Annotated in this window: 10 protein-coding genes; 7 read left to right on the top strand and 3 right to left on the bottom strand. The window is 42.0% G+C overall.

Annotation, left to right across the window (positions count from 1 at the left end):
* Window positions 1–209 precede the first annotated feature (209 nt).
* The 3 genes from yajC to nusB all read right to left on the bottom strand — a co-directional run bounded on the left by yajC (window position 210) and on the right by nusB (window position 2,150).
* Window positions 210–548, bottom strand: coding sequence for a preprotein translocase subunit YajC (gene yajC / locus FAM09_RS20940; protein WP_136579104.1), 339 nt, complete (start codon window positions 546–548; stop codon window positions 210–212).
* Between the two features lie 149 nt (window positions 549–697).
* Window positions 698–1,129 (bottom strand): DUF1573 domain-containing protein, encoded by a 432-nt coding sequence (locus FAM09_RS20935; RefSeq protein ID WP_136579103.1) that lies wholly within the window; start codon window positions 1,127–1,129, stop codon window positions 698–700.
* Window positions 1,130–1,169: 40 nt separating this feature from the next.
* On the bottom strand, window positions 1,170–2,150 hold the full coding sequence (nusB, locus tag FAM09_RS20930) for a transcription antitermination factor NusB (protein WP_136579102.1): 981 nt from the start codon (window positions 2,148–2,150) through the stop codon (window positions 1,170–1,172).
* Window positions 2,151–2,498: 348 nt separating this feature from the next.
* On the opposite strand from nusB, the gene FAM09_RS20925 reads away from it, so the two are divergent.
* From FAM09_RS20925 to FAM09_RS20895, 7 genes are all read left to right on the top strand, one after another.
* Window positions 2,499–2,789, top strand: coding sequence for a co-chaperone GroES (locus FAM09_RS20925; RefSeq protein ID WP_136579101.1), 291 nt, complete (start codon window positions 2,499–2,501; stop codon window positions 2,787–2,789).
* Between the two features lie 150 nt (window positions 2,790–2,939).
* A complete protein-coding gene (gene groL, locus FAM09_RS20920; protein ID WP_136579100.1) occupies window positions 2,940–4,577 on the top strand; it encodes a chaperonin GroEL in 1,638 nt (545 codons plus the stop codon).
* Between the two features lie 238 nt (window positions 4,578–4,815).
* Window positions 4,816–5,586, top strand: coding sequence for a TapB family protein (locus FAM09_RS20915; protein WP_136579099.1), 771 nt, complete (start codon window positions 4,816–4,818; stop codon window positions 5,584–5,586).
* 110 nt (window positions 5,587–5,696) lie between these two features.
* Window positions 5,697–6,335 (top strand): hypothetical protein, encoded by a 639-nt coding sequence (locus tag FAM09_RS20910; RefSeq protein WP_136579098.1) that lies wholly within the window; start codon window positions 5,697–5,699, stop codon window positions 6,333–6,335.
* A gap of 970 nt (window positions 6,336–7,305) precedes the next feature.
* Window positions 7,306–8,574, top strand: coding sequence for a FecR family protein (locus FAM09_RS20905; RefSeq protein ID WP_136579097.1), 1,269 nt, complete (start codon window positions 7,306–7,308; stop codon window positions 8,572–8,574).
* 220 nt (window positions 8,575–8,794) lie between these two features.
* Window positions 8,795–12,247, top strand: coding sequence for a SusC/RagA family TonB-linked outer membrane protein (locus FAM09_RS20900; RefSeq protein ID WP_166437217.1), 3,453 nt, complete (start codon window positions 8,795–8,797; stop codon window positions 12,245–12,247).
* Window positions 12,248–12,259: 12 nt separating this feature from the next.
* The gene (locus FAM09_RS20895) at window positions 12,260–13,660 is read left to right on the top strand and encodes a SusD/RagB family nutrient-binding outer membrane lipoprotein (protein WP_136579095.1); all 1,401 of its coding nucleotides are present in this window, start codon (window positions 12,260–12,262) and stop codon (window positions 13,658–13,660) included.
* The last annotated feature ends 69 nt before the right edge of the window (window positions 13,661–13,729 follow it).

The raw sequence follows: 13,729 nt of genomic DNA, 5'->3' as shown, positions 1-13,729 counted from the left end.
TATAAGTTGCCGGGGTTACAGGTACCAGTTGCCGGTTACCAGTTGCCTGGCAGAAAACCTGGAGAGCGCGATTACAGGTAGACTGTTCAACTTCAAGACCTGGTAACCGGAAACCGGTAACAAAAAAGGCGAGCCTTTTGCAAGACTCACCTTGATATTTTTACCCAAAAGACCGTCACCCCTTTAGGGGCAGGAGTGTGGGCCGGGGCTTACTTCGCTGGAGTAGCAGCCGTCGCTTTGTTCACGTTAGCGGTCATCTCCATAGAGATAGCGCTTTTCTCTACTTTCATATAGCTGCCTGGGCTGGTTTCCATTTCAATGGTACCATCCTCATTCATTTTATTTACTCTGCCATGAATACCGGCAATGGTAACGATTTTGTCGCCTTTCTGTAAATTCTCCTGGAATGATTTGGCCTGTTTTGCTTTTTTAGCCTGCGGACGAATCATAAATAACCAGAATACGAGGATCATACCTACTAAAAGGATCAATTGCATATAGCCGGCGCCGCCACCCTGAGCCTGTAAGAAAATAACTAAACTTGTCATATTAATTTGAGAATTAGTGAATTTGAAAATTTGAAAATACCAAAAGTGCAAATGTGAAAATTAGTCCCGGTTTTTGAGAAAATGCAAATGTAACGCTATCTTAAACCTCAAGCTGTTCCATTTTCAAATTTTCAAAATTTGCACATTATCTAATTCGGTTTTACTACTTCAACATCAAAATGCACCGTATGGTTTTGGGTGCCTTTGGTATTGGCTTCAATATGAATATCCTTGCCGTTATGTCCTTCCTTGCCCTGGCTGTTAAAAGTAGCCTTTATGGTACCTTCGGCGCCCGGTGCAATAGGTTCTTTGGGCGGTTCGGCGGCGGTACAACCGCAACCAGGCTGAACCTTCAGGATAACCAGCGGTTTGTCGCCCGTATTCTTAAAACGGAAAGATACATCCAGTTTTTGTCCCTCAGTGATCTTGCCATAGTCCCTGGTAGAATCTATCCATTCAATGGTAGTGAACTTTGAACTATCGAGCGCTTCCTGGGGAGCAGCATGGGCGCCCGGTGCTTTTTCTGCATAATCACAGCCAACGAAAACAGCTGCTGTTATTAAGGCCAAAAAGTATTTCATTAAGGAATTAATTTTTGCAAATCTAATCAAAGCAACCAAATCAGGAAGGTTTATTCGCTGATGGCTGTGTGGACGAACCGTTCGGTGTAAAGGCTACTTTATTCATTTGGTTATCCCGAACCAGGTCTTTATGTATATTATCCAGAATACCATTTACAAACTGGCCGCTTTGTTGGGTACTGTATTCCTTGGCCAGGTCAATGTACTCGTTAATGGTAACTTTCGGGGGAATGGTCTCAAAGAATAAAAACTCGCATACACCCATCCGCATGAGTATCATATCCAGGGATGCAATACGCTCGGGGTCCCAGTTCTTGAGTTTGGGTTTTATATATTGCATCGCCAGGTCTCTTTTTTCGAGTGTGGTTTGCAACAGGTTTTTCGCAAACTGCCATTTTTCCTTGCTCAGCAATTCCTGGAAGTTGTACGCGGCAGGTTTGTTCATGAAGTTTTGCAACAGTACTATCAGCATATCCGCATCATCGTCCCAGTTGGCAAAATACTCTTCTATATAGCTGGTAAAGGTTTCGTTGGGTAACAGCAACGTTTCAAAAATATATTCCAGCATCTCTTTCTCTTCTTTCTTATCTCTTCCGGGCACGGCAATATATTGCTGGTATTTTTCCGATTCAACCAGTTCCAGGTAAATTTTGCGCAGCAGTTCTGCATTTACCAATTGTTCTGGTTTATCATCCTTTACGGCTTGTTTGTAGGAAGGGTGTTCGAGGATCTTCCATAACAGTTCGTTACCGGCTAATTTGATATTAACGTTCAGGTCTTCTTTCGTTGGCAAGTGTTTGGAGGCGCGGTTACGGGCATCGGTTTCGGCGTAACGGGCCACTTCGGTAACAAAATGGATCAAATAAATAAAAAGCTGCCGGGTTTGATCAAAATGCTTCTGTAAAACTTTCACGGTATCAACAGGCTTGGTAGGCATTTCACCGCCTGATTCTGCAAACTGGCTTTCTACAGAATAAATGGTTTGCATAACCTTCACACGAATATTTCTTCTACTGATCATCTTGCAAGAACTTGTTTTTGAGGGCACAAAGCTAATCGATTTAACGGGTACCCCCAAAATCGTGTTTAGTAACTTTCCAGGGTTGGCAATTTCTTGTTCAACGACAATATATTGGCTTAGAAGTAATTGGCTGCTGCAAAATTGGCATATTAATAATTGCCTGGGTTGGGTGTTTATCACGGTTTTCTGCCATAGTTTGCCAAAAACGCTGAAAAAATGACCTTTCGGAAAGGATTGGTATAAAATTCGTTTACTTTTGCCGCCCGGCTTTTTGGCAGGGTACCCAGATCCTTGTGGGAAAAATTCATATCCTCTATAACATCATCTAAAATCAAAAATTAATACACTATGGCTAAGAAAGTAGATGCTATAAACGTTACCCCGCTGCATGACAGGGTAATTGTTAAACCAGCTAAAGCGGAAGAGAAAACCGCCGGTGGTATCATCATCCCAGATACTGCTAAAGAAAAGCCACAACGCGGTACGGTTGTAGCTGCCGGTCCTGGTAAGAAAGATGAGCCGGTTACAGTAAAAGTTGGTGATGTAGTTCTGTATGGTAAATATGCAGGAACAGAGATCCAGATCGAAGGCGATGACCTGCTGATCATGCGCGAGAGCGACATCTTAGCAATTGTTTAATTTGAAAATGTGCCAATTTGAAAATTTGAAAATGGAATACAAAATACAATATGCGTTAAGCAATGCCATTTTCAATTATACCATTTCAAATTAGCACAGCCATTCAAATTACCTAATTTTCAAATTTTCAAATTATCAAATTAACTAGATATGGCAAAACAACTTTTCTTCGACATTGACGCCCGTAATAAAATGAAAAAGGGTGTTGATACACTGGCCAATGCTGTTAAAGTGACTTTAGGTCCCAAAGGCCGTAATGTGGTTCTGGAGAAAAAATTCGGTGCTCCTGCTGTCACTAAAGATGGTGTTACCGTAGCAAAAGAAATTGAACTGGAAGATCCCATCGAAAATATGGGTGCCCAAATGGTAAAAGAAGTAGCTTCTAAAACAGCCGATATCGCTGGTGACGGAACTACTACAGCTACCGTTCTGGCACAAGCTATCATCAGCGAAGGTTTGAAGAACGTTGCTGCTGGCGCTAACCCAATGGATCTGAAACGCGGTATCGATAAAGCGGTTGAAGCTGTTATTGAAAACCTGCAAGGTCAATCACAAACTGTTGGTATCGATAGCAAAAAGATCCAACAGGTTGCTTCTATCTCTGCCAATAACGACGAAAACATTGGTAAACTGATCGCTGAAGCTTTTGGTAAAGTTGGTAAAGAAGGTGTTATCACTGTAGAAGAAGCTAAAGGTACCGACACTACTGTAGAAGTAGTAGAAGGTATGCAGTTCGACCGTGGTTACACTTCAGCTTATTTCGTTACCAACAGCGAAAAAATGCAGGCTGAACTGGAAAACCCATACATCCTGATCTACGACAAAAAGATCAGCGCTATGAAGGATATCCTCCACATTTTGGAGAAAGTTGCTCAAAGCGGCCGTCCTTTATTGATCATTGCAGAAGAACTGGAAGGTGAAGCACTGGCTACCCTGGTGGTGAACAAACTGCGTGGTACCCTGAAAGTGGCTGCTGTTAAAGCGCCAGGTTTCGGCGACCGTCGTAAAGAAATGCTGCAGGATATCGCTATCCTTACCAAAGGTATCGTTATCAGTGAAGAGCAAGGTTACAAACTGGAAGGTGCTGATCTGTCTTACCTGGGTCAGGCTGCTTCTATCACTATCGATAAAGACAACACTACTATCGTAGGTGGTAAAGGTAAAAAAGACGATATCAATGCACGCGTAAACCAGATCAAAGCGCAGATTGAAGTAACAACTTCTGACTACGATAAAGAAAAATTACAGGAACGCCTGGCTAAATTAAGCGGTGGTGTAGCTGTATTGTACGTAGGTGCTGCTACTGAAGTTGAAATGAAAGAAAAGAAAGACCGCGTAGATGATGCACTGCATGCAACCCGCGCTGCTGTTGAAGAAGGTATTGTACCTGGCGGTGGTGTAGCTTACATCCGTGCTATTGCCGGTTTGAACAAACTGAAAGGTTTGAACGAAGATGAAACCACTGGTATTGCTATTGTAAAACGCGCTATTGAAGAGCCGCTGCGCCAGATCGTTGCCAACTGCGGTATCGAAGGCAGCATCGTTGTACAAAAAGTAAAAGAAGGTGAGAACGATTTCGGTTTCAATGCCCGCGCTGAGAAATACGAGAACCTGCTTCGCGCCGGTGTAATCGATCCTACTAAAGTTACCCGTATTGCATTGGAAAACGCCGCTTCTATTGCCGGTATGGTGCTCACTACTGAGTGCGTAATTGCCGACAAGCCGAAGAAAGAAGAACCCCATGTACATGGCGGTGGCGCTCCTGGAATGGGTGGCATGGATTATTAATACCCCCCATCTCCGTAAAGGGGATGGAGAAGATACAACTGGAGGGTGTCTCAAAAGTACGAGACACCCTCTTTTTATTCGGGTACCTGATGGAGCCAGGTAGCCATTTATGCGATTCTAAAGCCCTTCGTTTATTTTTGATACTTCCTCTTTTTTTATGCCTGTTATCGAAAAGACAAAGGCTACTATTTCCGGTTTTATAATTATCTGATATCTTGTGTCCTCTAAATCCTTATACATGAAATCGCAGTTGTTCTTACTGTTTAGCCTGTTTTGTGTTAATGCCTTTTCACAAACCTGTACCAACCATGTCCTTTTTCAAAAAGACGCTAAACTGGAATATAATGTATATATGCCCGACCTGGACGTTATCAGAGGGATGTCGTCAACTGACTTGAAAGTTTCCCGCCTTGTTTATGAAGTGGACCATGTTACTGATAGTGCCGGCAGCGTTTACAGTACAATTATCAAGCGGGGGTTTAGCATACATGATGAAAATGATCATTTTGAAAGAAGAATCGTTTTGCAATGTGATAGTAGGAACCTGCTTTTCCCATTTGATTTTTATACAGCCGATACCATTTATACAAGGGACGTTTATCCTAAAGACAGAAGAGATAAGCATAGTTATGTATTTGCCTATACACCAATGGAGGATGCTATAGCTTTCATTGTTCCATTAGTGATGGATGGCATCAATAAATTACCGGAGGGAAAAAAGCAGTTGGAACAAAAAGTAAAACATAGATACAGGTCTGAAACAAGCGGCCTGGTAAAGAGGGATATCGATAATAAGATAAATATCAAGAGCATTAAATTGATAGGTAAGGAGTCGGTTAAAACAGAAGCCGGAACATTTGTGTGTTATAAATTATACGTGGACAGCGATCAAAAAGTGAATAAATTTTCTATGCCCGTAAAATTCTGGTTGTATTTAAATAGTGAGTTAGGGCTGGTGAAAATGGAAGGCCCGGGTGGAAATATAGAGCTGGTCAGCATAAAGAAATAGCGAGCGGGCGAAATGTAGTGAGTGAAGAATAAAGACCTACTCGCCACTAGCTACTCCCACTTGCTTATTATAAAATACTTCGTAACTTATACCCAATCAAAATGGCAGCCATGAAACATGTAGCCTGGTGTTTGCTGTTGCTGTGCCAGTGCGCCCTTGGTCAAACATCAAAAGAAGACGATCTTAATACAATTAGCGGTAATCCTTATTTATTTAAAGAGTGGCACGATGGGGTAGTGCGGTTTACGAGCGGTAGAACCGTTAACCAGTTTAAACTGAAATTCGATTGTTTAAAGAACCAGCTATTACTGCAATTCGAAGGCAACGCCTTCGCCGCTGAAAGCAAGGTGCGGGAATTTGTGATGTACCCCAGAAAAAAAGACTCCCTCCTTTTTCGCCGGGGATTTCCAACAACTGATAAAACCAGCGAGAGTACCTATTTTCATGTGCTACTCCAAGGCAAAGCAACGTTACTTCGATTGATTGCCCGGAATATTGTAGAGGAAAAACAATTGGTATCGGTGAACGGGCGCATCAATCGCCGCATGGAAGAAGTGGAATATTATTACCTGCTTCAGAATGGCACTATGACGCTGTTACCGGCCAACAAAAACGACCTGCCTTCAACATTTGGTGATCATAAAGAACAGATTGCCCAGCTTATTGCCGCCCGGCAGTTAAAGTTGCATTCACCGGAAGATTTTGTTGCCGTGGTGAAGAAGTATAATGAATTGATTGCAGCCCAGTGATTTTGAATTGAATGGCTGTTTCTGTGTTTTCCTGTTTGTTTATTGAAAATTGGTTATTGTTTGCATGTTTTATTGCCATGTTGGTGATTATTCCGCCAAAATTGAAGAGATATTTTTCGTTGTCAGGTTAAAAATGGCGCCATGTTGATCATTTATTTGGCAAGGTTCACGGTTTTAATCCAATGTTAAGCTTCAACGTTCATAAGTCGCCTACAACAGCCGAAGGGTAGCTTATTTTCTCCACTAACTTCCCAACTATGACTCAAATGTTGCTTGAAATCAACTTATTGTGGACGTAGTTTCTTATTTCTTTAAAGGAATTGCGATTTCCTTCAAACTTTCAGCAATTCCCTGAAGGATACCGGATATCCCTGAAACTTTTTTGAATTCCTTCCAGTTTTTCTGATTACCTGTAAGCTTTTATGATCGCCTTGAAGCTTTTTAGATTCCTCTGAAACTTTTTAGATTTCCTTGAAGGAATACTGATTTCCTTACAGAATTCCTTAATTCCGAAGAAATGTTGATGAGAGAAAAAGACTTCTATAGTAGTGTTTTTTGCGGCCTAGCATAGCTTCCGGTAACAAAAGGCGCAGGAGTATAATAACCCGAACGGGTAGCTGTAAATTACAAAATTATATAGTAACAAAAAAGAAATAATGTATCCCTATGTTATATTTCTGTAGGTGTATTTCGAACGCAAGTCAGAACATTACTGAGAACCGGAGGCTGGCGATTTCTGGGTAAGCCGCGTTGAAAGGAATCTTGTGACGCAACACCCGGTTTTGACCTGAATACAATTGAATAATTGGCAGGGGAAGAAAAGCCCTTACAGAAGCTGCTGGTGAATTACTAAATTTATTTTTACCTGAACTGGTACACTCCCTCCTGGCTTTTGTCTCATCTTATAAGAAGGTTACAGAACTGTAAACCTGTGAATGAATTTAATGTCACTGCTTAGCCCTATTTTTTTATGGTAGATAAAAACAGGATACTCCTCCTTCTCGAAAAATATTCGAGAAAGGAAACAACGATTGCTGAAGAAAACGAGCTATTGGCGATAGTGAACCAGGCTGGGCGCAACAATAGCGTTCAAAATGAATTGGCTAAGATCTTTGAAGAAACAGAGCCCATGCCCCTGCCTGAAGGGACACGCAAAGAAATTTTGGCAAAAATATTCACTCCCGCGATCCCCGATGAAGCCGGCTTTAATTCAGCTTCTTCTGAACCGGAGCAAGCCCCGGTATCGCGTATGTTTCCTGTATGGAAAGTAGCGATAGCTGCTACTGTTATGCTGATGCTGGGAGCAGGCAGCTACTTTTTGTTCTTTGCAAAGGCAGGGAAGAAGGCTGAGCTGGCAAAAACAGCTTTGCCTGTTTCCAATGATGTAAAAGCGCCTGAAAATAACAGGGCCATGATCATTCTTGAAAATGGTGAAAAAGTATTCCTTGATAGTGCGGGCAATGGCATCCTGGCATCGCTTGATAATGTAAATGTGCTGAAGACAGCCAATGGAAAAATAGTTTATAGCCCTGTCAGGGGCAGTGTCAATGAAGAGGCGGCATACCATACCTTGTTCAATCCCAGGGGAAGTAAAGTGCAATTCCTTACTTTAAGTGACGGCACAAAGGTTTGGTTAAATAATGAAAGCTCTATAAAATACCCAATTGTTTTTACTGGCAACGAACGGAAGGTGGAGATAACAGGCGAGGCCTATTTTGAGGTAGCGAAGAATGCCGCTAAACCCTTTAAAGTGAAAAAGGTTAATAATGACGCTGTAGTACAGGTATTGGGAACTCATTTTAATATGAATACCTATGATGATGAAGAAACAATAAAAGTGACATTGCTTGAAGGAAGTGTGAAGGTTGGTAACCTGCCGGCAGGCAGGAAGGAGGAAGAACATGCAGCCGGCAACCCTGCATTGGTGATATTGAAACCCGGAGAGCAGGCCGTACTGGGGGCTAATTCACCATTCATCATTGACCATTCACCAAATCTGGAGCAGGTGATGGCATGGAAAAATGGCATGTTTGTGATGGAGAAATCGGGCATTGGTTCAATATTGAAACAAATAGCAAGATGGTATGATGTGGATGTAGTGTATGAAAACGGCGTGCCCGAAGGAACGCTCAGCGGTGAGGTGCCAAGAGATTTAACGCTTTCGCATGTGCTCAAATTGCTTGAGTACAGTGGGGTGAATGCAATTATAGATGGGAAAAGGATTATTGTAAAAGGATAGTTTTTTAAGGTTCTGTCTGAAAGAAAACAGGGAAGTGAATTCAGCACTCCCCTGTAAGTAGTTCGGATCAACCAACGTATTCAATCTGCTAAGACTGCTTTTCCCGACACTTTGTGTCGGGAGAGAAATTGTTTAACCCAAACCAAACAAAGTTATGGATTTAAGGGCTATTTGCAGCTCTTCCCTTCCAAAGGGGAAGGCTTTAACCAAAACATTGCGGATGATGAAATTAACCGCTATTATCTTACTTTCCACCTGCCTTGCGGCAACTGCCAATGGTTACTCACAGAAAGTAACCCTTTCAGAACGGAATGCCCCGTTGGACGTTATTTTTAAAAAAATTAAAGCACAATGCGGATACACATTTGTGTATAGGGACGAATGGTTTAAACATGCCAAAAAAGTAACCCTTGACATGAAAGATGTTCTTGTTACAGATGCATTGGATGCCTGTTTTAAAGGACAACCTTTTTATTACGCTATTGTTGAAAGAACAGTTGTTATTTATAAAAAAGATCCTTTATCAAGCCCGGCTCCATCAAACCTGCAATCTGCAGCAGGACCGCCTCCTGTTGATATAAAAGGTAAAGTAGTAAATGAAAAAGGTGAGCCAATGGAAGGCGTAACCGTAACCGTGAAAGGGACTTTCAATTCTACATCAGCCCGGGCAAACGGTGAGTTTACGCTTACATCGGTTAATGAAAATGCTGTTTTGGTTTTTTCTTATATCGGGTATAAAACGCAGGAAGTTCCAATTAAAGGAAAAACCAAACTTACTGTTACCCTGGTACTTAATCATAATGATATTACCATGAGTGAAGTGGTGATCACAGCTATAGGGGTAACACAATTAAAAGATCAAACCGGCACCACCAGTTCTGCTATTAAAAAGGAAGACATTGCCGGTTCTGGCGAGGCCGGTTTAATTAATTCACTGGCAGGAAAAGCTTCGGGGGTTAGAATTGGAAAATCCAACGGTGATCCCGGTTCAGGATCAGTTATACAGATCAGAGGGTCTAATACTATTCAGGGCGCCAGCCAGCCATTGATCATTCTCGATGGTATTCCGGTAAGCAATGATAATTTGGGGAACATAAATGTAAGCCAGCAATCACGGCTCGATGATATCAACCCCAACGACATAGAATCTGTTCAGGTATTGAAAGGGGCCTCGGCGGCAGCCTTATGGGGTTCCAGGGCTGCCAATGGAGTGATCGTGATCGTTACCAAAAATGGCGCTTATGAAAAGAAACCTGTTGTACAGTATTCATTTACGCAGTCCTTTGATAAAATAAATGTTTTTACCCCTTTACAGAACAAATACGGGCAGGGCGCCGGTGGTGTATGGAATCGTACTGCCCAGGGGTCATGGGGCGATAAAATTGTTAACAGAACAGGCGGAGACGATGTTATGAACCAGACAGGAGCATACTTTATTTCTGATGTTACCGGCAGTAAAATATACCCGGTAACTACAAAAAACGCCACGCAAACATTTCTCAAAGAAAATTATGATAAGGTTTTTCAAACCGGTAAATACAGGGAGCATGATGTTTCTATAGGAGGAGGCGGAAAAAAAGTTTCTTACTTCTTTAGTTATGGAAACCTCAGCCAGGAGGGCATTATCAGAAATTCTGATTATACCCGGCATACGGTAAGATTGAATACCAAAGTTCAGATCACCGATAAATTCAGTTGGAATAATAAATTTACCTATACCAATACAAAATCAAACCGCATTGCCCAGGCAGGTGAAAACACAAATGGCATTTTATTAGGCCTGTTGCGTAATGCACCTGATTTTGATATTACAGAATATATTGGCACGTATGTAGCGGGCGGCACGGCATATCAGGGCAGGCAGCGAATGTACAGAAGGCAGATTGGCGAAAATCAGAGCCCTGATTATAATAACCCGTTATGGACAATTTATCAGCAGAGATCAGGCACTGAGGTAAACCGGTTTATAATGGCGCCTGAATTGCAATTAGAACCGCTTCAATGGCTTAATGTAATAGTACGGGGTGGTTTCGACTATTACGGCGACGATAGAAGTACATTTTTTCCTACCGGCTCATCGAGCTCATTGAGAAGTTTGGGCAGATGGGAAAAAGACGATATTACCAGCAGGGAAATGAACCTTGACGCAATTGTAAAAGCCAGCCGTGACATTAGCAAGGATATAAGTTTAACTGCAACAGTGGGTGTAAATTATAACGACCGCTACAGAAGTACCAATTCAAATGTACTCACTTCCTTTGCCGTGAACGCTGCGCTTCCGTCAACTATTCTTAATCCTGATCCGGCAGCCTCAACGTGGGACAGAACAATCACCGATATTCGCTCAAACAGGGGTTATGGAATACTGGCTTTTAATTTATTTGATCAGTTATTTGTAAGTGCATCGGGTACGTTCGAAGCGGCATCAACTATTAAAGGAACTTTTTTCTATCCCTCGGCAGATATTGCCTGGCAGTTCAGCGATTTAATAAAATCTAACATATTAAGTTTTGGAAAGTTCAGGGCATCTTATGGAAAAGTAGGTATACAACCCGCGCCTTATAAATTCCATACCCTGGTTACAACAGGTTTTTCATCCTTTGGCGGAGCTTATTTAATAAGTGGTGAAAGTGGAAATCCCGGCTTACAACCTGAAGTGAAAACAGAATACGAGATAGGGACCGATCTACGGCTATTTAACAACAGGATCCAACTGGGCGTTACTTACTATAACAGCGAAACAAAAGATGTGCTGTTTTCTGTAAAGGCAAACCCAAGCTCGGGCTATAACTTTAATTACAAAAACGCGGCTGTAATTGCAAATAAAGGAATTGAAATAGACCTTACGGCGAAAGTTTTAAAAATAAAGGACTTTCAATTATCCATCAATTCGAACTTTAACGCCAATAAAAATAAGGTAGTGGATATTGCCGGAACCGAAACGGTGGATATTGGGGGAACCTCCAAGGCCGTAAAGGGATACCCTATGAGCGCTTTTTACCTTCCCGGTACTTTACAAAGTTCAGATGGTAAGTTGACTTTGGATGCAAACGGATTTCCCCAAGTAGATACAAAAAGCAGGGTGCTTGGCGACCCTAATCCTGATTGGCGGGGAGGTGTAGGAATGACGTTTAACTGGAAAAAACTTGATTTCAGCTTTTTATTTGAACATTCCCATGGCGGTGATTATATAAACCGTACAAGAATTACCCTGTATGGTTTTGGAACGCATGCCGATGTAGGCAATGAAATTACCCTTACAGAAGCTTTAAAAAATGTGAATGGAGTAACATTTGCTGCCGGCACAACCCTCCGTGGCAATATTGCCAATTTTGGTGGGGGCAATGTATTGCTTGATGAAGCCTGGTATAACGGCCGTGGGGGCGGATTAGGTTTTAATAAAGTAAATGACCTTTATGTTGAAGATGCAACCTGGACCAAGCTTCGTAATGTAACGCTCGGGTATACATTTTCGAACATTCAACTCACGAAAAAGATACTTTTCAATTCAATCAAACTCTCTGTTACCGGAAGGGACCTGATCCTTTGGACAAAACTGAAAGGTGTTGATCCGGAAACCAACAACTATGGGGTAAGCAATGCCTTTGGCATGAATTATTTTAATAACCCCGGCACCAAATCAGTTCTGTTAAATCTTCAGGTAACATTCTAAATTAGTTCAACTATGAAATCGATATATAATATATACATTATGGCTGCCATTATAATTGCAACCCAATCGGGCTGTCAGAAATTGGTAGCAGGTCGTAATGATAATCCCAATCAACTTACGCCCGATGCAATTGATGCCGGTCTTTTCCTTAATGGCGCCGAATTATCGAACATTGCCATACAATTAGGCCCATTAAGCAGAATGGCAGGTTACTATTCGGGACAACTGGTAGGGGTTGAACAGGTAGAGAAGGAAAGGTATAATTATAATGTTACCAATTCCGACTTTGACTGGGATGGCTACCAAAGTGTGATCACTCCTTTACGGGAAATACGCAAAAGAACAATGGCCAACCCGCTGTACCAGGGCATAACAAAAGTGTTGGAAGCCCACCTCATCGGCACTTACGCCTCCCTGTTTGGAGATGTGCCGTTTTCGCAGGCGGTAACCGATATTGCCGACCCCGTGTTCGATGATCAACTGGCAGTTTTTGATAGTTTGCAAAAAATGCTTGATGAAGCTGTAACTGATTTCAATAACGCTGCAGGAAGTGTAGTGCTGCAGGATTATATTTTTAGCGGAAACAGAACAAAATGGTTGCAGTCGGCCTTTACGTTAAAAGCCCGGTATTACATGTACACCAGGCAGTATGACCTGGCTTACACCGCAGCTCAAAAAGGCATTTCAGCTTATGCAAACAATATGGTGTTTAAGCCTTCCGGCACAAGCACCGATAACAGTGCCAAAAACAAGATCTATATCGTACTCACAGGAGGGCCAAATATGGGTACTGAAAATAGTTATATGATCAAATTGCTCGACGCCACCAGCGGCATATCGAGGAACAATACAAAAACAAATGAGAACGCAAGGCTGAAATATTACAAAATAAACCGTACCAGCGCAGCCGCAAATTTGGGGATTGCCTATTCGCTGGAATCACAACCCATGATCACCTACCAGGAAAATTTATTGATCCTGGCCGAAGCGGGAACACGAACACAAGGTATGTCTGTAGGCCTGGGTTACCTGAACACGCTAAGAACTTTTTTAAGAGCAGGCACTTTTCTTAATTCGAATTTTACTTCAGAGGCTCGAAAATATGATGATTATGTGGTAACCGACTTCAATGCGTTTGGTATAGAAAATATGGATGGAATAGACCCAACAAGAGCATTGCTCCGGGAAATTATAGAAGAAAGATATATTTCAGGGTTTACAACTTTTATGCCTTTCGATGATGCCAGGAGATTGAAAAAAAGCGACTCAGATATTGCAGTGCCTTTTCCGCTGAATACGGCAACTGCTACACAGTATATCCAACGATTTATTTATCCTGAAGCGGAAATATTATCAAACGAGCAAGCGCCTGCCGAGCCCGGACTATATTCTGTTACGAAGGTAAATCAGTAATACAACCAGTGCCCGGTGAATTTGTTTTTCCTTTTGATGCGCATGATTGCATTAAGCGGGAAAACCTTC

The organism is Niastella caeni, from assembly GCF_004834005.1.
GTDB lineage: Bacteria > Bacteroidota > Bacteroidia > Chitinophagales > Chitinophagaceae > Niastella > Niastella caeni.
The sequence above is the reverse complement of the archived record's forward strand: the minus strand, read 5'-3'. Positions and strand labels throughout refer to the sequence as shown.